General features: G+C 71.2%; 17 protein-coding genes. 16 read left to right on the forward strand and 1 reads right to left on the reverse strand.

What is annotated here, in order from left to right:
• Window positions 1-34: 34 nt before the first annotated feature.
• From ACFC06_RS27430 to ftsZ, 9 genes are all read left to right on the forward strand, one after another.
• Window positions 35-1609 (forward strand): UDP-N-acetylmuramoyl-L-alanyl-D-glutamate--2,6-diaminopimelate ligase, encoded by a 1575-nt coding sequence (locus ACFC06_RS27430; protein ID WP_375937759.1) that lies wholly within the window; start codon window positions 35-37, stop codon window positions 1607-1609.
• Entirely contained in the window at window positions 1606-3099 is a 1494-nt protein-coding gene (gene murF / locus ACFC06_RS27435) for a UDP-N-acetylmuramoyl-tripeptide--D-alanyl-D-alanine ligase (RefSeq protein WP_375937762.1), read from the forward strand. The genes ACFC06_RS27430 and murF overlap by 4 nt, the downstream gene beginning before the upstream one ends.
• A gap of 52 nt (window positions 3100-3151) precedes the next feature.
• Window positions 3152-4228: a phospho-N-acetylmuramoyl-pentapeptide-transferase gene (gene mraY / locus ACFC06_RS27440; RefSeq protein WP_336085999.1), complete on the forward strand. Its 1077-nt coding sequence runs from the start codon at window positions 3152-3154 to the stop codon at window positions 4226-4228.
• A 50-nt stretch (window positions 4229-4278) separates the two neighbouring features.
• Window positions 4279-5715, forward strand: a complete 1437-nt coding sequence (gene murD / locus ACFC06_RS27445; RefSeq protein ID WP_375937963.1) for a UDP-N-acetylmuramoyl-L-alanine--D-glutamate ligase — start codon at window positions 4279-4281, stop codon at window positions 5713-5715.
• A gap of 43 nt (window positions 5716-5758) precedes the next feature.
• Window positions 5759-7213: a putative lipid II flippase FtsW gene (ftsW, locus tag ACFC06_RS27450; protein WP_375937766.1), complete on the forward strand. Its 1455-nt coding sequence runs from the start codon at window positions 5759-5761 to the stop codon at window positions 7211-7213.
• Window positions 7214-7268: 55 nt separating this feature from the next.
• Window positions 7269-8384, forward strand: a complete 1116-nt coding sequence (gene murG, locus ACFC06_RS27455; RefSeq protein WP_375937769.1) for an undecaprenyldiphospho-muramoylpentapeptide beta-N-acetylglucosaminyltransferase — start codon at window positions 7269-7271, stop codon at window positions 8382-8384.
• Window positions 8381-9892 (forward strand): UDP-N-acetylmuramate--L-alanine ligase, encoded by a 1512-nt coding sequence (murC, locus tag ACFC06_RS27460; protein ID WP_375937772.1) that lies wholly within the window; start codon window positions 8381-8383, stop codon window positions 9890-9892. The genes murG and murC overlap by 4 nt, the downstream gene beginning before the upstream one ends.
• A gap of 8 nt (window positions 9893-9900) precedes the next feature.
• The gene (locus tag ACFC06_RS27465) at window positions 9901-10578 is read left to right on the forward strand and encodes a cell division protein FtsQ/DivIB (RefSeq protein ID WP_375937775.1); all 678 of its coding nucleotides are present in this window, start codon (window positions 9901-9903) and stop codon (window positions 10576-10578) included.
• A gap of 132 nt (window positions 10579-10710) precedes the next feature.
• Entirely contained in the window at window positions 10711-11973 is a 1263-nt protein-coding gene (gene ftsZ, locus ACFC06_RS27470; RefSeq protein ID WP_375937778.1) for a cell division protein FtsZ, read from the forward strand.
• Between the two features lie 69 nt (window positions 11974-12042).
• On the opposite strand, the gene ACFC06_RS27475 is transcribed toward ftsZ, so the two are convergent.
• Complete coding sequence (locus ACFC06_RS27475) at window positions 12043-12588, reverse strand: hypothetical protein (protein WP_375937781.1); 546 nt, start codon at window positions 12586-12588, stop codon at window positions 12043-12045.
• A 167-nt stretch (window positions 12589-12755) separates the two neighbouring features.
• On the opposite strand from ACFC06_RS27475, the gene ACFC06_RS27480 reads away from it, so the two are divergent.
• From ACFC06_RS27480 to ACFC06_RS27510, 7 genes are all read left to right on the forward strand, one after another.
• Window positions 12756-16082, forward strand: a complete 3327-nt coding sequence (locus ACFC06_RS27480) for an AAA family ATPase (RefSeq protein ID WP_375937784.1) — start codon at window positions 12756-12758, stop codon at window positions 16080-16082.
• A gap of 119 nt (window positions 16083-16201) precedes the next feature.
• Window positions 16202-16933: a peptidoglycan editing factor PgeF gene (gene pgeF / locus ACFC06_RS27485; RefSeq protein ID WP_375937787.1), complete on the forward strand. Its 732-nt coding sequence runs from the start codon at window positions 16202-16204 to the stop codon at window positions 16931-16933.
• Entirely contained in the window at window positions 16930-17664 is a 735-nt protein-coding gene (locus ACFC06_RS27490) for a YggS family pyridoxal phosphate-dependent enzyme (RefSeq protein ID WP_375937790.1), read from the forward strand. Before pgeF ends, ACFC06_RS27490 begins: the two co-directional genes overlap by 4 nt.
• A gap of 107 nt (window positions 17665-17771) precedes the next feature.
• Window positions 17772-18527 carry a cell division protein SepF gene (locus ACFC06_RS27495; protein ID WP_375937793.1) on the forward strand — a complete coding sequence of 252 codons (756 nt, stop codon included), beginning with the start codon at window positions 17772-17774 and terminating at the stop codon, window positions 18525-18527.
• 89 nt (window positions 18528-18616) lie between these two features.
• On the forward strand, window positions 18617-18919 hold the full coding sequence (locus ACFC06_RS27500) for a YggT family protein (RefSeq protein WP_278265563.1): 303 nt from the start codon (window positions 18617-18619) through the stop codon (window positions 18917-18919).
• A 60-nt stretch (window positions 18920-18979) separates the two neighbouring features.
• Window positions 18980-19834: a DivIVA domain-containing protein gene (locus ACFC06_RS27505; protein ID WP_375937796.1), complete on the forward strand. Its 855-nt coding sequence runs from the start codon at window positions 18980-18982 to the stop codon at window positions 19832-19834.
• A gap of 88 nt (window positions 19835-19922) precedes the next feature.
• Window positions 19923-20123, forward strand: a complete 201-nt coding sequence (locus ACFC06_RS27510) for a hypothetical protein (RefSeq protein WP_375937799.1) — start codon at window positions 19923-19925, stop codon at window positions 20121-20123.
• Window positions 20124-20152 lie beyond the last annotated feature (29 nt).

Below are 20152 nucleotides of genomic sequence, written 5' to 3' on the forward strand. Positions count from 1 at the left end.
CCCACGCGCTCGATCACTCTCAGAGAGGAGCCTTGTGCCCGCGCAGTCCAGCCCGCACGCGCTCCGGCCCACCACGCCGCCGTCGACGTCGCTGCAGGCCTTGCTGGACCTCACCGGCGCCACGGTCACCACCCCGGTGGCCGCGGTGACCGTCACCGGTATCGAGCAGCGGTCCAACGCGGTCCGCCCCGGCGACCTGTTCGCCGCCCTACCCGGCGCCAACGCCCACGGTGCCCGCTTCGCCGCCGACGCCGTCGCGCGCGGTGCGGTCGCGGTGTTCACCGATGCCGCCGGAGCCGAACAGCTCGGCGAACTCGGGGTGCCGATCCTGGTGCGCGAACAGCCGCGCGCCGTGCTCGGCGAACTCTCGGCCGAGATCTACGGTCACCCGAGCGATCGCCTGCGCATCATCGGCATCACCGGTACCTCCGGCAAGACCACCACCTCCTACCTGGTCGAGGCGGGTCTGGTCGCGGCCGGGCTGCGGACCGGGCTGATCGGCACCATCGAGACCCGCATCGGCGGGCAGCGGGTGCCCAGCGCGCTCACCACCCCCGAGGCACCCCAGCTGCACGCGATGTTCGCCGCGATGGTCGAGCAGGGCGTGCAGGCGGTCGTGATGGAGGTGTCCAGTCACGCGCTGGCCCTTGGCCGGGTCGACGGCGTGCGTTTCGCCGTGGGCGCCTTCACCAATCTGTCCCAGGACCACCTCGACTTCCACGCCGACTTCGAGGACTACTTCGGCGCCAAGCGCAAACTCTTCGCCGCCGACTCCCCGGTCGCCGCCCGCGTCCCGGTGATCTGCGTCGACGACCAGTGGGGCCGCAGGCTGGCCGGTGAGCTGGCCGCGCCGATCACCGTCTCGACCCGCGAGGCCGCCGACTGGCAGGTCGCGGGCGAGGTGAAGACCGGCGCCGGGGCACAGGAGTTCACCGCGGCGGGTCCGGCGGGCGAGCTGACCGTGCGGCTGCGCCTGCCCGGGCGCTACAACGTCGCCAACGCCCTGCTGGCCGTCGCGACCTGCGCGGCCGCCGGGGTGGACCCGGCCGTGGCCGCCCCCGCGCTGGCCGAGGTGGACGTGCCGGGCCGGATGCAGCGGGTGGACCGCGGCCAGGACTTTCTGGTCGTCGTCGACTACGCGCACAAGCCCGCCGCGGTCGAATCGGTGGTCACCACCCTGCGCGGCCATCTCGCCGAGGCCGGGCACGGCAGGCTGGCCGTGATCGTCGGCGCCGGTGGTGACCGCGATGTGGCCAAGCGCCCGCTGATGGGTGCCGCCGCCGCGCGCGCCGATCTGGTGATCGTCACCGACGACAATCCCCGCTCCGAGGACCCGGCGCTCATCCGCGCCGCGGTGCTCGGGGGCGCCGACGAAATCCCGGCCGCCGAACGCGGCGAGATCCGCGAGATCGGGGACCGGGCGGCGGCCATCGCCGCCGCCGTGGCCTGGGCGCGCCCGGGCGACGTGGTACTCATCGCGGGCAAGGGCCACGAGTCGGGGCAGGAGATCCAGGGCGTCAAATACGAATTCGACGACCGGGTCGTCGTCGCCGAGGCGCTGGACGCGCGGACACCCGGTTCGCACACGGAGGACTCGAGGGTTTCATGATCGAGATGACACTGCGCGAGATCGCGGACGTGGTCGGCGGCGAACTGCACGATGTGCCCGACCCGGACGCCCGGGTGACCGGTTCGGTGGAATTCGATTCGCGCCGCATCGGTTCCGGTGATCTGTTCCTCGCGCTGCCGGGCGCCCACTCCGACGGGCACGACTACGCGGCCGGTGCGGTCGCCGCGGGCGCGGTCGCCGTGCTGGCGGCCCGCCCGGTGGGGGTGCCCGCGATCGTGGTCGCCCCCGAACGCGGGTCGGTGCCGGCGACCTCGGTCGCGCTCAGCCACGACGGCGACGGTTCCGGCGCCGCGGTGCTCGCGGCGCTGGCCGAGCTGGCGCGGGTGAGCACCGAGCGCCTCGCCGAACGCACCGGGCTCACCGTCGTGGGCGTCACCGGGTCCTCCGGCAAGACCTCCACCAAGGACCTGTTGGCCGCCGTGCTGGCCCCGCTGGGCCCGGTCGTCGCGCCGCCCGGCTCGTTCAACAACGAACTCGGCCACCCCTGGACCACCCTGCGCGCCGGGCTCGACACCAAGTTCCTGGCGCTGGAGCTCTCGGCGCGCGGGCGCGGCCACATCGCGGAACTGGCGCGCATCGCGCCGCCGCGCATCGGTGTGGTGCTCAATGTCGGCACCGCCCACCTCGGCGAATTCGGCAGCCGCGAGGCCATCGCCGTCGCCAAGGGCGAGCTGGTCGAGGCACTGCCCGCCGAGGGGCTGGCCGTGCTCAACGCCGACGACCCGCACGTCTCGGCCATGGACTCGCGCACGAAGGCGCGCGTGGTCAAGGTCGGCCTGTCCGGTGACGCCGACATCCGCGCCACCGACGTGCGCACCGACGACCAGGCCAGGGCGAGCTTCGTGCTGCACGCCGGTGGCGAGTCGGTGCCGGTGACCCTGGCCGTGCACGGCGAACACCAGGTCGGCAACGCGCTGGCCGCGGCCGCCGTCGCGCTCGAGTGCGGCGCCGACCTGGCGACCGTCGCCCGGGCGCTGGGCGGGGCCACCGCGGCCTCGGCGCGCCGGATGGACGTGCGGACCACGCCCGAGGGCGTCACCGTCGTCAACGACTCCTACAACGCCAATCCCGACTCGGTCCGGGCCGCGCTCAAGGCGCTGGTCACCCTGGCCAAGGCGGGCGAGACGCCCCGGCGCAGCTGGGCGGTGCTCGGCGAGATGGGCGAGCTCGGCGACGACTCGGTGATCGAACACGACGCGATCGGACGGCTGGCGGTACGCCTGGATGTCGACCGGTTGATCGTGGTCGGCACCGGACGACCCTCCCGGGGCATGCACCAGGGTGCGGTGATGGAAGGCTCATGGGGCGAGGAGTCGGTCCTCGTTCCCGATATCGACGCGGCGATCGCGCTGCTCGACGACGAGATCGCCGCAGGCGATGTGGTACTGGTCAAGGCATCCAAGGCAGTCGGTCTCTGGGCCGTCGCCGAGCACCTGACCAGGGCAGGGGAAGGTAGTACGCAGGCATGAAAACAGCGGCCATCGGCAGCACGCCGGCGCCCGGCGTCAGTGAGGCGCGGGCGTGAGGCAGATTCTCTTCGCGGCGGGGATCGCCCTGGCGGTGTCGATCCTGTTGACGCCGTTGCTGATCCGGGTGTTCGCCAGGCAGGGCTTCGGGCAGGAGATCCGGGTCGACGGCCCGGCCAGCCACCAGGCCAAGCGCGGCACCCCGACCATGGGTGGCGTCGCCATCCTGATCGGCATGTGGGCCGGTTACCTCGGTTCGCACCTCATCGGCATCGGCTACGACGCCGAGGGCCCGACCGCCTCGGGTCTGCTGGTGCTCGGCCTGACCACCGCGCTGGGCGTGGTGGGCTTCCTCGACGACTTCATCAAGCTGCGCAAGCAGCGCAACCTCGGCCTCACCGCCGCGGGCAAGTACATCGGCCAGACGGCCGCCGCGGTCATCTTCGCGGTGCTGGCCCTGCAGTTCCGCAACGCCGACGGCCTGGCCCCGGCCAGCAAGCACCTGTCGTATGTGCGTGACTGGAGCACGGTGTCGATGGGCGCGCTGATCTTCGTGGTCTGGGTGCTGTTCCTGGTGATCGCCTGGTCCAACGCGGTCAACCTCACCGACGGTCTCGACGGCCTGGCCGCCGGGTCGATGAGCCTGCTGCTGGGCGCCTACGTGATCATCACCTTCTGGCAGTACCGCAACGCCTGCTCGACCAACCCGGGCCCCGGCTGCTACGACGTGCGCGACCCGCTGGACCTGGCGCTGGTGTGTGCCGCCGCGGCCGCCGCCTGCATCGGCTTCCTGTGGTGGAACGCGGCGCCGGCCAAGATCTTCATGGGTGACACCGGCTCGCTGGCCCTGGGCGGCCTGATCGCCGGGCTGTCCATCACCACCCGCACCGAACTGCTGATGGCCGTGATCGGCGCGCTGTTCGTCGCCGAGGCCGCCTCGGTGATGTTGCAGGTCGCGGTGTTCCGCACCACCCGCAACCGGTTGTTCAAGATGGCGCCGTTCCACCACCACTTCGAATTGAGCAAGTGGGCCGAGACGACGGTGATCATCCGGTTCTGGATCCTGGCGGGCATCTCCGCCGCCGTGGGTCTCGGGCTGTTCTACAGCGAATATCTGTCACAGGTCGGGTGAGCGCGGACATGGTCGAACACACTCCCCGTGCCCTGCGCTCGCCGGGCCCGATGCTGGAATTCCTGCGTGGCCGTGACGTGCTCGTCGCCGGCTGGGGCGTCTCCGGGCGCTCGCTGATCGAACCGCTGCGCGATATCGGCGCGCACCCCGTGGTCACCGACAACGGCGCCAAGGCGCTGGCCGAGGCCGCCGAACTCGGGCTCGAGGTCGCCACCGGCGTCGAGCTGGAGAACGCGGACCTGAGCCGGTTCGCGCTGGTCATCACCAGCCCCGGCTGGCGGCCGGACTCGCCGGTGCTGGTCTCGGCGGTCACCGAGGGCATCCCGGTCTGGGGTGACGTCGAATTCGCCTGGTGGGTCGACCAGGCCAGGATCTACGGTCCGGTCCGCAAGTGGCTGGTGATCACCGGCACCAACGGCAAGACCACCACCACCAACATGACCCACTCGATCCTGCGCGCCGCGGGCATCGCCAGTGTGGCCTGCGGCAATATCGGCCTGCCGATCCTGGACGCGCTGCGGCGCAACCCCGGCCCGCAGGTGCTGGCGGTCGAGCTGTCCTCGTTCCAGCTGCACTGGGCGCCCTCGGTGCGCCCGGAGGCGGGCGTGGTGCTCAATGTCGCCGAGGACCACCTGGACTGGCACGGCGGCCTGGACGCCTACGCCGCCGCCAAGGCCCGCGCGCTGACCGGCCGGGTCGGCGTAGTCGGCCTCGACGACCCGGTCGCGGGCTCGCTGGCCCGCAAGGCCAAGGCCCGGCGCACGGTCGGCTTCCGCATCGGCGTGCCCGCCGACGGCGAACTGGGCGTGGTCGACGGCAAACTGCTCGACCGCGCCTTCACCAAGGCCGCCATCCTGGCCGAGACCTCCGACATCAGCCCGCAGGGCCCCGCGGGCATCGCCGACGCGCTGGCCGCCTCCGCGCTGACCAGGGCCATCGACGTGGCACCGCAGTTCGTCAAGGAAGGGCTGGCCGAGCACAAGGTGGGCCCGCACCGCACCGCGTTCGTCCGCGAACTCGGTGGGGTGGAGTTCATCGACGACTCCAAGGCCACCAACCCGCACGCCGCGCGCGCCTCGATCCTGGCGCACCCGCAGGTGGTGTGGGTGGCCGGTGGACTGCTCAAGGGCGCCACCGTCGACGACCTCATCGAAGAGGTCGGCGACCGGCTCGTCGGCGCGGTCCTGTTCGGTGCCGACGCGCCGGTGATCGCCGCCGCATTGGCGCGACACGCACCCGAAGTCCCGGTCATCGCACTGGACGCGGGAGACGATGCAGACATGGAGTCGTCGAGAAAGCAGCGCGCCGAGGCGGTCATGGGCCGCGCGGTCCGCGCGGCGGCGGGGCTGGCCAGGGCGGGCGACACCGTCCTGCTCGCACCGGCGGCGGCCTCCCTGGACATGTACGACGACTACACCCACCGCGGACGCTGCTTCGTGGACGCGGTGACGGCTTTGGAAGACGGTGACATCGGGCGGGCGCTGTGACACCGACGCCCCGGCTCGACCGTCAGCGCCACGAGGAGGCAGCGTGCGCAACCAGGTAGGACGCCGGGGCGGTTCGGCCGCAGCGCGGCCGGGCTGGGCGGGGGAGCGTTTCGGCGCGTGGCTGGCCCGCCCGCTGGCCTCGTTCCACCTGGTGGTCACCATCGCCACCCTGCTGACCGTGCTCGGCCTGGTGATGGTGCTCTCGGCGTCGAGCGTGGAGGCCTACGCCGGTGGCGGGTCGGCCTATTCGCTGTTCATCCAGCAGGCCATGTTCGCCGGACTCGGCGCGGTCGCCTTCTACATCGCGCTGCGGCTGCCGCTGCGGCTGGTGCGGCAGTGGTCGTTCCCGATCTTCAGCATCTCGGTGCTCGCGCTGGTGCTGGTGCTCATCCCCGGCATCGGCTCGATCCACGGCGGCGCGCGGCGCTGGTTCGACATCGGCCCGCTGTCGATCCAGCCCTCCGAGGTCGTGAAGGTGACGCTGGTGGTGTGGGGCGCGCATCTGCTCGCCTCGCGGCGCGGCGGCCAGCTCAAGGACATCCTGGTGCCGCTGGTGCCCGCCGGTCTGCTGGTCTGCCTGCTGGTGGTGCTCGAGCCGAACCTGTCGACCACGATCGCGCTGGGCATCGTGCTGATGGCGCTGCTGTGGTTCGGTGGACTGCCGGTGCGGCTGTTCGTCGGGATCATGGTCACCGGCCTGGTCGCGGCCTCGATCCTGGCGCTGTCGGCGGGCTATCGCTCCGACCGGGTGCGCGCGTTCTTCAACCCCGGTGACGACCCGCAGGGCGTGAACTACCAGGCCCGCCAGGCCAAGTACTCGCTGGCCGACGGTGGCATCTGGGGTCGCGGTCTCGGGCAGAGCCGGGCCAAGTGGAGCTACCTGCCCAACTCGCACAACGACTTCATCTTCGCCATCATCGGCGAGGAACTCGGCTTCCTCGGCTGCATGCTGGTGCTGGCGCTGTTCGCGCTGTTCGTCTACGCGGGCATCCGTATCGCGCTGCGCTCGGTGGACCCGTTCCTGCGGTTGCTCACCGCCACCGCCACCACCTGGATCACCGTGCAGGCGCTGATCAACATCGGCTATGTCGTCGGGCTGCTGCCGGTGACCGGTCTGCAGTTGCCGCTGGTCTCGGCCGGTGGCTCCTCGCTGGCGATCACGCTGTTCATGTTCGGCATCATCGCCAGCGCCGCCCGGCACGAACCCGAGGCGGTCTCGGCGCTGCAGAACGGTCAGGACGGGCGCGTCAGCAGGCTGCTGCGGCTGCCGATTCCGGAGGTGTACTCCCCGGCCAGGGCCGACGCGCCACGCAAGCCCGCGCGCCCCAAGGCCGAACGCCCACGTCAGACCCCGCGCCGCCCGGCGCCCACCGAACGACGGCGACGTGCACCCGAGAGCCGCGGCACGAGTTCGCTACGGTCGACCAGAGCGTGGGAACCGACCTATCCGATGCCGCACCGCCCGGTGAAGCGGCGGACCGGCGGCGGCGGAGGGTGATCACGCGGTCTCGCCTGCCGGGCGAGTCGATACAGGAAGAACGAGGGAGATCCAGGTGAGTGACCCGCGACCCGGGTTGTCGGTGATCGTCGCAGGCGGCGGCACCGCAGGCCACATCGAACCCGCGCTGGCCGTGGCCGACGCGCTGCGCAGGCTCGACGAGGGGATCCGGGTGACCGCGCTGGGCACCGAGCGTGGCCTCGAGACCAAGCTGGTGCCCGACCGGGGCTACCCCCTCGAGCTGATCCCGCCGGTGCCGTTGCCGCGCAAACCCTCCGCCGACCTGCTGCGCCTGCCCGGGCGCATCCGGGCCTCGGTGCGGGCGACCAGGGCCGTCATCGACGACGTGCAGGCCGATGTGATCATCGGTTTCGGTGGCTACGTCTCGCTGCCCGCCTATCTCGCCGCGCGCGGCGGGCTGTTCGGGCGCAAGCGCAAGGTGCCGGTGATCGTGCACGAGGCCAACGCCAAGGCGGGCCTGGCCAACAAGGTGGGTGCCCGGGTGGCCGCCAAGGTGCTCGCCGCCGTACCCGATTCGGGACTGGCCGACGCCGAAGTCGTCGGAATCCCGGTGCGTGCCGCCATCACCGACCTCGACCGCGCCGCGCTGCGCGCACGGGCCCGCGAGAGCTTCGGGCTGCCCGCCGAGGGCCCGGTGCTGCTGGTGTTCGGTGGTTCCCAGGGCGCGCGCAGCCTCAACGACGCCGTCGCCGGTGCCGCGCCGCAGCTGGCCGCCGCCGGGATCTCGGTGCTGCACGCGCACGGACCCAAGAACAGTCTCGAGGTGAACACCGGCGAGACCACCGCGCCGTATGTCGCCGTGCCGTACCTGTCCCGGATGGACCTGGCCTACGCCGCCGCCGACGCGGTGGTGTGCCGCTCGGGCGCGATGACCGTGGCCGAGGTGTCGGCCGTCGGCCTGCCCGCGTTCTACGTGCCGCTGCCGCACGGCAACGGCGAACAGGAGTTCAACGCCCGCCCGGTTGTCGCTCAGGGTGGTGGCAGAATTGTCCCCGACGCCGAGCTGACCCCGAAATACGTGATCGATGAGGTGATTCCGCTGCTGCTCGACCCCGCTCGACTCGCCGAGATGAGCCGCGCCGCCGCCGGTGCGGGCCATCGCGACGCTGCCGACACGGTGGCCAGGATCGTCGTCGAGGTCGCCCGATGAGCGGCCCGGCCGAGATCGGCGAATCCACCGGCACGGCACTGCCCGCCGAGCTCGAGCGCGTGCACATGGTCGGCATCGGCGGTGCCGGGATGTCGGGCATCGCGCGCATCCTGCTCGCGCGCGGCGGCGCCGTCTCGGGCAGCGACGCCAAGGAGAGCCGCGGCGTGCTGTCGCTGCGGGCCCGCGGCGCGCAGGTGCGCATCGGCCACGACGCCGACGCCCTCGACCTGCTGCCCGGTGGCCCGACCGTCGTGGTCACCACCTACGCGGCCATCCCGAAGACCAATCCCGAACTGGTCGAGGCCAACCGGCGCAAGATCCCGGTGCTGCTGCGCCCGACCGTGCTCGCCGCGCTGATGCGCGGGCACAAGACCCTGCTGGTCTCGGGCACCCACGGCAAGACCTCCACCACCTCGATGCTCATCGTCTCGCTGCAGCACTGCGGCGCCGATCCGTCCTTCGCGGTCGGCGGCGAGCTCAACGAGGCGGGCACCAACGCCCACCACGGCAGCGGCGACATCTTCGTGGCCGAGGCCGACGAGTCCGACGGCTCACTGCTGCAATACGACCCGGACGTCGCGGTGGTGACCAACATCGAGTCCGACCACCTGGACTTCTTCGGCACCGACGAGGCCTACATCCAGGTCTTCGACGATTTCGCCGACCGGCTCGCCCCCGGCGGCCTGCTCGTGGTGTGCCTGGACGACCCCGGTTCGCTGGCCCTGGCCCACCGGGTCGCCCCCCGGCTGCGCGAGCGCGGCGTGGAGGTACTCGGCTACGGCTCCGGCGATCTGAGCGCGGCACCGGTGCCCGTCGGCGCGCGCCTGCTGGACTGGCAGCCGCGCGATGTCGGCGGCATCGTGGAATTCGAGCTGGCGGGGGAGAGCACCCCGCGCACCGTGCGCCTGGCGGTGCCGGGCAGGCACATGGCGCTCAACGCGCTGGCCGCGCTGCTGGCCGCCCGGGCCACCGGCGCCGACACCGACGAGATCGTGCAGGGCCTGGAGGGATTCGGCGGTGTGCACCGCCGGTTCCAGTTCACCGGCCGGGAGAACGGCGTGCGCGTCTTCGACGACTACGCCCACCATCCCACCGAGGTGCGCGCCGTGCTCGAGGCCGCGGCCCAGCTGGTCGCCCAGGAGGCCCGCGACGGCGCCCGCACCCGGCGCGGGCAGGTGATCGTGGTCTTCCAGCCGCATCTCTACAGCCGCACCGCCACCTTCGCCGCCGAGTTCGGCACCGCGCTGAGCCTGGCCGACGAGGTGGTCGTGCTCGATGTCTACGGTGCCAGGGAGGAACCGCTGCCCGGCGTCAACGGGGCACTGGTGGCCCAGTCGGTGACCAAACCCGTGCACTACCAGCCGGATATGTCCAAGGTGGGCAAGCAGGTGGCCGGGCTGGCCCAGCCCGGTGACGTGGTGATCACCATGGGCGCCGGCGATGTCACCATGCTCGGCGTGCAGATCCTCGACGCCCTGCGGGCCCGGCCGCAGCAGGGCGGCCGGTGAGATTGCCGATGCCCGCCGCGCGCGGGTGGCGCGGCTACCGGCTCTGGACCGCGCTCGGGCTGGTCGCGGTGACGGTGCTGGCGCTGCTCGCGTGGTTCACTCCGGCGCTGTCGGTGCGAACCGTGCGGATCGACGGTTTGTCCGCGGTAACCCAGGACGAAGTCCGTTCCCGGCTTGAAATCCCCGACGGGCGTTCGATGTTGCGCATCGATACCAATGCCATCGCCCAGCGGGTCGCGGCCATCCCGAAGGTGCGCTCGGTGCGGGTGCAGCGCAAGTTCCCGTCCACCGTGCTGGTCACGGTGGTGGAGCGAACCCCGGTGGTGTACGTGGAATCTCCGGACGGCGCGCACCTGATCGACGCCGAGAGCGTCGAATTCGCGATCGAACCGGCGACGCCGATCGGCGTGCCCAAGCTGCTCACCGAGGGATCCTTCACGGGTCCCGCGGCGACCAGGGCGGCGGTGGATGTGCTGGTCACGCTGCCGCCCGCGCTGTCGGTGCAGGTGGGTGAGGTTGTCGCACGGTCGATTTCGGATGTCTCGCTGAACCTGCGCGACGGGAGGAAGGTAGTGTGGGGCGGCACGGGCGACGGCGAGCGCAAAGCTGCCGTCGTGATGCCGCTGCTGACCCGTGAGGGGACCGTGTTCGACGTGTCGAGTCCGAATCTGGTCACGGTAAAGTGAGCGAAACGTCGGCGCGCCTGCGCCGGGATCGCAGTTGCTGCGAATAGCGTTCCGCAGCAGTCGGATACTTGACATAACGCCAACCCTATGGTTGAGGTTGAGGGTTTTAAGATCGAAGGAAGGCGAGAGCCCATGACGCCCCCGCACAACTACCTTGCCGTGATCAAGGTCGTCGGTATCGGCGGCGGCGGCGTGAACGCCGTCAACCGAATGATCGAACAGGGACTCAAGGGAGTCGAGTTCATCGCGGTCAACACCGACGCCCAAGCCCTGCTCATGAGTGATGCCGACGTCAAACTCGATGTCGGCCGCGAGCTCACCCGAGGACTCGGCGCCGGCGCCGATCCGGAAGTGGGCCGCAAGGCCGCCGAAGACCACAAGGACGAGATCGAAGAGGTGCTCAAGGGCGCCGACATGGTCTTCGTGACCGCGGGCGAGGGCGGTGGCACCGGCACCGGTGGCGCCCCCGTCGTCGCCAGCATCGCCCGGAAGCTGGGCGCGCTCACCATCGGTGTGGTCACCCGGCCGTTCTCCTTCGAGGGCAAGCGCCGTGGCAACCAGGCCGAGGTCGGCATCAACCTGCTGCGCGAGTCCTGCGACACCCTCATCGTCATCCCCAACGACCGGCTGCTGCAGCTCGGCGACGCGGCGGTGAGCCTGATGGACGCCTTCCGCTCCGCGGACGAGGTGCTGCTCAACGGTGTTCAGGGCATCACCGACCTGATCACCACCCCGGGCCTGATCAACGTCGACTTCGCCGACGTGAAATCCGTGATGTCGGGCGCCGGTTCGGCGCTCATGGGCATCGGCTCGGCGCGCGGCGAGGGCCGCTCGGTCAAGGCCGCCGAGACCGCGATCAACTCGCCGCTGCTCGAGGCGTCGATGGACGGCGCGCACGGCGTGCTGCTCTCGATCGCGGGCGGCTCGGATCTGGGCCTGTTCGAGATCAACGAGGCCGCCTCGCTGGTACAGGAAGCGGCGCACATCGAGGCCAACATCATCTTCGGTACCGTCATCGACGATTCGCTGGGCGACGAGGTGCGCGTCACCGTCATCGCCGCGGGCTTCGACGGCGGCGGACCGGCGCGGCGCAGCTTCGAGAACACCACCACCTCGTCCTCGCGCACCGGCACCAACCCGATCGGCTCCGGCCGCGCGGGCGAGATCGGGCAGAGCCGTCCCACCGAGGCGCCGGTGCGGCCCACCGAGCCCGCGACCGCCGGGGTCTCCGGTGGCCGGGCGGCCGCGCCGAACTACCGCGACACCGAGCGCTACCGAGAGTCCGAGCGTCAGCGGGTCACCGAGGCCGCGATGAACCGGGTCAACAACCCCGATCAGCGCGACGACGGCGACGATGACGACGACATCGAGGTGCCGATCTTCATGCGCCGGTAGTCGTACCCGCAACAACCGGAAGGGCCCGAACTCCCTGGAGTTCGGGCCCTTCCGCGTCTCGCGAGGGGCTCAGGCCGCGACCGGGCCCAGACAGTAGGTGGTCTTCGGCTCGTTGACGACCAGCACCTGATCGGCCTCCTCGGTGCACAGGGTCTCGTCGACCTGGCCGTCGATGCGGCTGACCACCTTGAAGTCGGCGTCGGCGGCGGTGCACGGCACGTACTTGTAGCCGGTCATCATGCCCTCGTTGTAACAGCTGCCCTCTTTGAAGTTCGGGGCCAGGCACAGGAAGGCCAGGGTGCCGCCGCTGCCGTAGGTCTCCTCGTAGGAGGTGTAGTCCTCGTGGCACTCGACCTTCTGGTCGTGCACCTGCACCACCTGGTAGACCGCGTTGTCGGCCGAGCAGGCCACCGGCTCGGTCTCGGAGTCGACCACCGACGCCGAGATGACGTTGATGCAGTCACCGACCTTCGCGCGGGCGGTGTCGGACTTGCCCGCGTCCTTGGCCACCTCGGTGACCTTGTCCACCGCCTCGCAACCGGTGACACCGAGTGCCGTGACCGCGAGCAGTGCGAGCGAGAACCGCGAAACCATTCCCTTGCCGGTGAACGTCATGCGAACCTTCTTTCTGGAATACCTCACCGCGCCTCGGCGGCGATCGGCCCCGATCACCCAACCGCACCCTCCGCGAGCGAGCATCCGGGAAACCACGGGATTCACAGACCTGCGGTCCGGGTTAGGCTCTGATCCGCCGGGACAGCGGCGCGGATGACGGAGGCACCATGATCGAGCGCGATTTCGTGGGCCGCGTCCCCGAACTCGCCGCGCTCGAATCCACCTTCACCGCCCCCGACGCCCCCTGGTTACTGCTGGTCGAGGGCCCCGCGGGCATCGGCAAGTCCCGCCTGCTCGCCCACTTCGCCCACACCGCCCCCTGCCGCGTCCTCGTGGTCACCGGCACCGAGGACGCCCACACCCACTCCCGCTACCTGGCCGACGACATCACCGACCAGCTCGGTCGGGTCACCGCACCGGATGGACCGGCTCTCGCTGCCGGTGGGATCGTCGTCGGTGGCGCGGGCCGGATCGCCGCACCCGGTGGGCCGCCCACCGACCCCGTGCGGTGGATGCGATGGGCGTTGGGTGCGGTCGAGACCTTGCTCGTGGTCGATGACGTGCAGTGGGCGGATTCCGAATCGCTGCGGGTGCTGGCCGCGCTGATCCGCAACCGGCCGCGGGGTTTGCGGGTGTTGCTAGCGTGCCGGAGCGGGAGCTGTCCGGCGCCGATCTCGCGGCTGTGGCGGGCGCCGCATGTGCGGGCGGTGCATGTCCCGGTGCCGCCGTTCACCGAAGCCGATGTCGCCGGGCTGCTGCCGGAACAGGATGCGCGCAGGCGGGAGCGGTTGCTGGCCGCCTCGCGCGGGAATCCGCTGTACCTGTCGCTGCTGGCAGGGCTGCCCGAGCGGGAGCTGGAACGCGCGTTGAGCGGGGGAGACCCCGATCCGTCCTCGGGCGACTACGCGGCGCTGGACCGGACGATCCGCGCCGAGCTGGCCGAGCTGCCCGCCGTCGAACGGCTGGTCGCCCAGGCCGTCGCGGTGTGCGGCGTGCCACCCGATCTCGAACTGGTGTGCGCGACCGCCGATCTGGCCACCGAGATGGTCGTCGCGGGTCTGGACGGCCTGGTCACCCGGGGCGTGGCCGGGATGACCGACGGCGCGGTCGCCTTCACCCACCCGCTGATCCGGACCGCCGCCTACCGCCTGGCCCCACCCGCCTGGCGGGCCACGGCCCACCGCCGCGCCGCACTCACCCTGCGCACACGCGAGGCCCCGATGCCCGCCCGGGCCCGGCACCTCGAACACGCGCTGCTCGGCCCCGACGACCTCGCGGGCACGGAACTACGGCTGGCCGCCGACCAGGTGCTCGCCGACGCCCCCGAGGCGAGCGCCCGCTGGCTCGCCCTCGCCCAGCGCATCGCCCCCGACGTCACCGACCCGCTCGCCGACGCGCTGGCCCTGGGCTGGGCCCTGCTGCTGTCGGGCGCGGCCGCACGGGCGGGCGAGGAACTCGCACCGGTCGCGGGCGCACCGGGCCCACACCAACTCGAAGCCCTCCTGCTGTCGGCCCGATGCGCGCGCATGCTGGGCCGCGTCGAGCAGGCCCGAGCACTGCTCGCCACCGCCGCGACTCTGCCACGCCGCCCCGGCGACGGCCCGATCCAGCTCGAACTCGCAATCCTCGAAATGCAGGACCACCAGGACACCGACGGCCGAGCCAGACTGTCCACCCTGTTCGCCACGCCCCTCAACCCGGACCCGCCCGTCGCCGCCGCAGCCATGATCAGGGCTCCGGCTGTCGCCGCCGCGACCGGGAACCCGGACCGGGCCGTTGTCGCGGCGGCAACCGCGCTGCGCTGTCTGAGCCTGCTCGCCGAGGCCCGCTTCGCCGAGGCCGCGGTCCACTACGACGGGTGCGCTGCGGCCTTCGCGACGCTGGACGACGCGGAGCTGCGCGAAATCGTCCACGCCGTGCCCGCCTTCGGCTGGTGTGCCTACTTCCTCGACCGCGATGTGGCCGGTCTGCACGTCCTCGACCGCGCCATCACCGTGAGCCGCCGCTTCGGCCGCAGCTACGCACTCGCCGAACTGCACACCGTGCGCGCCTACTCGCTGGCCAAACTCGGCCGCCTCACCGAGGCCATCGCCGCCGCCGACGACGCCACGGACTCCGCGACCACCTTCCACTACCCCGACCTGCTCGCCTTCGCCGGCGCGGTCAAACTCCGCACCCTGCAGTTCACCGCGCCCGCCGACCTCGCCACCACCCAGTGGCACACCGTCGCCGCCCTACCCCGCCCCGCCGTCCGCTGGTGGCGCCGCGTAGTCGAGAACATCCTCACCGAAACCGCCCACACCCTGGCCATCCCCACCCCGCCCGCCACCCCCGACGACCACCCCGGCCCCCTCCGCCCCACCCTCCTGGCCCGCGCCGCCCACCTCACCCTCACGACCGGCGACCTCCCCACCGCCGAATCCCTCGTCACCCGCGCCGAACAAGCCGCCGGCCTCACCCCACCCACCCCGGATCGGCCCGCCGCCCCCGCATCGCCGGACGGCCCCAACGTCGACCCCGGCTCTCGTCCGGCGTCGTCGGTCACCGCGAGCTTCGACTCACCCACCGCCCCCGCATCGCCGGACGGCCCCAACGTCGACCTCGATTCCCGCCCGGAGTCGGCCGTCGCCGCCAGCTCCGACCCGCCCAACGTCCCCGCATCGTCGGCCGATGCCAGCGTCGACCCGGACTCCCGCCCAGTGCCGACGATCGCTGCGGGCTTCGGCCCGCACTCCGGTCCGGCGTCGACAGCTGGTGCGGCTGTCGACCCGCCCACCGCCTCCTCACCGGCCGCGAGTCCGGAGATCGAGCCCCACTGCGCGGGTGTGCAGGCAGGCGATCCGAGCATCGCGTCCTGCACGATCCGGGCGTCACCAGCCAATTCGGCGATCGCCGCGAGCTTCGACCCGCACTCCGGTCCGGCATCACCAGCTGATCCGGCAGTCGACCGCACGGTCATCGGCACCTGTTCCAGCAGGCTCGCGCCGGAGAGCCAGGTGGGGGCGGCGCTGCTCGCCAGGGCCGATTACGACGCCGCGGTCGGCGCGTGGGAATCAGCTGCCGTGGCGGCGACGGCTGCGGCTACCGCCTTCGGGAAGGCGGGCATGGTGGTGAATCGGGCGCAGGCCGATCTGCTGGCCGGGATCATCGCCGGGCGTCGGGGTGATTTCGGCGCGGCGACCAGCCATTTCGCCGCCGCCCGCGTGGTATTCGCCGAGGCAGGGGCGCAGCGGCTGCTCACCGAGACGATCACCGCCCAGCGCCGTCTGGCCGGGAGCAGGCGACCGGGTACCGCGTCCACCCTCACCCGCCGTGAACGCGAAGTCGCCGAGCTGGCGGCCCACGGCCACTCCACCAAGGACATCGCCGCCCATCTCTATCTGAGCCCCCGCACCGTCGAGGACCACCTCGGCCGCGTCCTGCGCAAGCTGGGCCTCACCCGTCGAGCAGGCATCGCCCGCAAGCTCGACGAACTCGACTCTCCCATCCCCTGACCCGGCGGTCCCCGACCGCCGCCTGCCGGAACCGGCCGCCTGACCGAGCCCAGCGCTGCCTCCCAGCGCGACCGACCTCACCGGGCGGCACCACCCCCACCCGCACTACCCTCGACCCCATGACTTCCGCGCCTCCCACCGTGACCGTGCGCCGGGTGACGACCACCCGCGCCGGTGGCTTCTCCGTCGCCCCGTACGACTCGTTCAACCTGGGCGATCACGTCGGTGACGATCCGGAAGCCGTGCGCCGCAACCGGGTTCGGCTGGCCGAGGGCATCGGGCTCACCCCGGACCGGCTGGTGTGGATGGAACAGGTGCACGGGCGCGCGGTGGAGATCGTCGACGGGCCGCGCGCCGAGCCGGTGCCGGTGACCGACGCGCTGGTCACCACCGTGCCGAACCTGGCGCTGGTGGTGCTCAGCGCCGACTGCGTGCCGATCCTGCTCTCCGACGACGAGGCCGGGGTGATCGCGGCCGTGCACGCGGGCCGTGTCGGCGCCCGCATCGGGATCGTGCCCCGGGTGCTCGAGGCGATGGTCTCGGTCGGCGCCCGGGTGGACCGGATCGGCGCCTTCCTCGGCCCCGCCGCCTCCGGCCGCCAGTACGAGGTGCCCGCCGCCATGCGCGCCGATGTCGAAGCCCACCTGCCCGGCAGCGCCACCACCACCGTCCGCAAGACCCCCGGCCTCGACCTGCGCGCGGGCATCCGCCGCCAGCTCACCGAGGCGGGCGTCGCCGGTGTGGCGGTGGACCCGCGCTGCACCATCGAGGACAAGACCCTGTTCAGCCACCGCCGCGGTGCCCCGACCGGCCGCATCGCCGGCGTGATCTGGATGGACCCCACGGCATGAGCGGGCAGGGGCACGATCCCGCCCGGGTCACCGAACTCTCGACGGCCCTCAACGGGCTGCTCGCCCGGATCGACACCGCCGTCGCGGTGGCGGGCCGACCGGCCGGTTCGGTCCGCCTGCTCCCGGTGACGAAGTTCTTCCCCGCCACCGACGTCGACATCCTGTATCACCTCGGCCGCCGCGAGTTCGGCGAATCGCGCGAGCAGGAGGCCTCGGCCAAGGTCGCCGACCTCGCCTACACCGACGCCGAATGGCACATGATCGGCCGTCTGCAACGCAACAAGGCGCGCGCGGTGGCCCGCTGGGCGCACACCGTGCACTCGGTCGACAGCGAACGTCTGGCTACCGCCCTGGATCGCGCCGCGCAGGAGGCGCTCGACGCGGGGGAGCGCGCGGAACCCCTGCGTGTGCTGCTGCAGGTGAGCCTGGACGACGACCCCGGACGCGGGGGTGTCGCACCGGCCGATCTGCCCGCCCTGGCCGACCTCGTCGCGAAGGCCCCGGGCCTGCATCTGGCCGGTCTGATGGCGATTCCGCCCCTTGACGCCCCGACTCATGCGTCCTTTGCGAAGCTTGCGACTTTGCACACTTCGCTGCTCATCCAACACGCCGACGCCACCGAACTTTCTGCAGGTATGTCGGGTGATTTGGAGAAAGCGGTCGAACACGGTTCGACGTGTGTGCGTGTCGGAACCGCCTTGATGGGCATACGACCGATAACCTCGGCGTAGCAAAGAAACCTCATCAGTCACATTCGACACATACGATTGGGCCGAAGAGGCGCTGAGCAAGAACTTCAACACCCGGCCGCCACCGGGGCCGAAGGAAGGTCGACCAGATGAGCACGCTGCACAAGTTCAAGGCGTACTTCGGCATGGTTCCGCTCGACGAGTACGAAGACGATTACGTCGACGATCACGCCCCCCGCGGCGCCGAGGAGCGCGCAGGCCGCATCCGCCCGCGCAGCTACGACCGATACGCCGAAGACCGCTACGGCCCCGACCGTTTCGAGGACGAGGCAGACGACTACCCGCAGCCGGCCTACAAGTCGGCCTACCAGGCGCGTCGCGACGACTACGTCGCCGACACCTACGCCGACGATCGCTACGACACGCCACGGCGCCCGACCAGGATCGATGCGGCCCCGTCGTCGGGCCGGTCGTTCCGGGCCGGCGGTGTCGCACCCGGTATGCGCGGCTCCACTCGTGGTGCGCTCGCGGTCGATCCCGACGCCGAGGAGCGCAGGCTGGAGGAGCGCTTGCGCCCCGAGCCCGCGCCCGCGCGGCGGCCTGGGATCTTCGAGGACGGAGGTCCCTTGTCCAAGATCACCACGCTGCGCCCGCGCGATTACAGCGAGGCCAGGATCATCGGTGAGCGTTTCCGCGAGGGCAACCCGGTCATCATGGACCTGGTCGATCTGAGCAACGCCGACGCGAAACGCCTGGTCGATTTCGCCGCGGGCCTGGCCTTCGCGTTGCGCGGGTCGTTCGACAAGGTCGCCACGAAGGTGTTCCTGCTCTCACCGGCCGATGTCGACGTATCGGCGGAAGAACGCCGCCGTATCGCGGAAAACGGCTTCTACAACCAGAAATAGTGAGCGTCCGCGTCACTGGCTGATGGCCGCCCGCGCCCCGCGCGGCGCGGCCATTTTGCACACTGCCGATTTTGCGGCAGAGTGAAGCCGTGGCCCTGTTCGCGGTTCTGTACCTCGTGCTTTTCGTCTTCTGGCTGTTGTTGATCGGCCGGGTGATCGTCGAGTTCATTCGCAGTTTCGCGCGTGACTGGCGCCCGACCGGTGTGGTGGTGATCATCCTGGAGGTCATCTTCACCATCACCGACCCACCGGTGAAACTCCTGAGGCGGTTGATACCTCCTGTGAATCTCGGGGGTATCCGGCTCGATCTGTCGATAATGGTCCTGCTCTTCGTGGTCTTCATCCTGATGTCCATCGTGGGTAGGCTCGGGCAGCCCGTGACCTCCGTGTGACATACTGAATCGAGAAGACCGCTTGCTAGTTCTCCAAAAGACGCGTGAAGGGATCCTTCGATGCCGCTGACTCCCGCCGATGTGCATAACGTCGCGTTCAGCAAACCGCCGATCGGTAAGCGCGGCTACAACGAGGACGAGGTCGATGCCTTCCTGGATCTCGTCGAGCAGGAGCTGTCGCGCCTGATCGAGGAGAACGCCGACCTGCGTCAGCGGGTCGCCGAACTCGACACCGAGCTGGCCGACGCGAAGAAGAACCGGGGCTCGGCCCCGGTCGCCGCCGTGAAGGCCCCGGTCCAACAGGCCCCGCCGCCCGCACCGGAACCCGTTCCGGCGCCCGCGCCGGCTCCGCCGCCCGCGCCGATGCCGGTCGCCGCGCCCGCCGCCGCGGGTCCCGACGCGAACATGCAGGCCGCGAAGGTGCTCACCCTGGCGCAGGAGATGGCCGACCGCCTCACCACCGACGCCAAGACCGAGGCCGAGGGACTGCTCTCGAACGCGCGGGCAAACTCCGAGCGACTCGTCGGCGACGCCCGCACCCGCTCCGAGGCGATGATCTCCGACGCGCGCCAGAAGTCCGACGCGATGCTGACCGACGCGCAGAATCGCTCCGACACCCAGATCCGGCAGGCCAAGGACAAGGCCGAGGCGCTCACCGCCGACGCCGAGCGTCAGCACGCCGAGATCATGGCGACCATCACCCAGCAGCGCACGGTGCTGGAGAGCCGCATCGAACAGCTCAAGACCTTCGAGCGCGAGTACCGCGTGCGCCTGAAGTCCTACCTGGAGTCGCAGCTCGAGGAACTGGAGAACCGTGGTTCGGCCGTCCCGGTCGACGGTGGCGAATTCGCCGGCGAAACCAACGGTTCGGCCAACACCCTCGCTCCGGCCTCCTTCGCCAAGGGCGCCAAGTAAACTGGACCCGGGTCGCGCGGCAGTACACGCCGCGTGACCCGGGAACGCCCAGTTATCGTCGGGCTGCTCGGTTGGCTTGGGAGTCAGCATGCTCGTCTTGACGCTTGTCCTCGCGGCGATCGGTTTCGGACTGCTCGTCGCGGCGCTCGCCACCGGTTCGGTGCTGTGGGCCTGGGGGTGCATTCTGCTCTGCCTCCTGGGTGCCGCGACTTTACTCGTGAGCGCCCTGGCCACCCGCAAACCCGACAGCGACGCGGTCCCACCCGGACGCCACGCCCGGCGTGACTGATCCCGGGGGCGAAATATTCGCTGGACGGG

This window comes from Nocardia sp. NPDC056064 (assembly GCF_042266925.1).
Taxonomy (GTDB): Bacteria; Actinomycetota; Actinomycetes; order Mycobacteriales; family Mycobacteriaceae; genus Nocardia.

Bases quoted from the DNA above. Each gene is read 5' to 3' on its own strand.
- murF (WP_375937762.1), top strand. From the start codon at position 1,606: ATGATCGAGATGACACTGCGCGAGATCGCGGACGTGGTCGGCGGCGAA.
- murD (WP_375937963.1), top strand. From the start codon at position 4,279: ATGCTGGAATTCCTGCGTGGCCGTGACGTGCTCGTCGCCGGCTGGGGC.
- murC (WP_375937772.1), top strand. From the start codon at position 8,381: ATGAGCGGCCCGGCCGAGATCGGCGAATCCACCGGCACGGCACTGCCC.
- ACFC06_RS27465 (WP_375937775.1), top strand. From the start codon at position 9,901: ATGCCCGCCGCGCGCGGGTGGCGCGGCTACCGGCTCTGGACCGCGCTC.
- ftsZ (WP_375937778.1), top strand. From the start codon at position 10,711: ATGACGCCCCCGCACAACTACCTTGCCGTGATCAAGGTCGTCGGTATC.
- ACFC06_RS27475 (WP_375937781.1), bottom strand. From the start codon at position 12,588: ATGACGTTCACCGGCAAGGGAATGGTTTCGCGGTTCTCGCTCGCACTG.
- ACFC06_RS27480 (WP_375937784.1), top strand. From the start codon at position 12,756: ATGATCGAGCGCGATTTCGTGGGCCGCGTCCCCGAACTCGCCGCGCTC.
- pgeF (WP_375937787.1), top strand. From the start codon at position 16,202: ATGACTTCCGCGCCTCCCACCGTGACCGTGCGCCGGGTGACGACCACC.
- ACFC06_RS27490 (WP_375937790.1), top strand. From the start codon at position 16,930: ATGAGCGGGCAGGGGCACGATCCCGCCCGGGTCACCGAACTCTCGACG.
- ACFC06_RS27495 (WP_375937793.1), top strand. From the start codon at position 17,772: ATGAGCACGCTGCACAAGTTCAAGGCGTACTTCGGCATGGTTCCGCTC.
- ACFC06_RS27505 (WP_375937796.1), top strand. From the start codon at position 18,980: ATGCCGCTGACTCCCGCCGATGTGCATAACGTCGCGTTCAGCAAACCG.
- ACFC06_RS27510 (WP_375937799.1), top strand. From the start codon at position 19,923: ATGCTCGTCTTGACGCTTGTCCTCGCGGCGATCGGTTTCGGACTGCTC.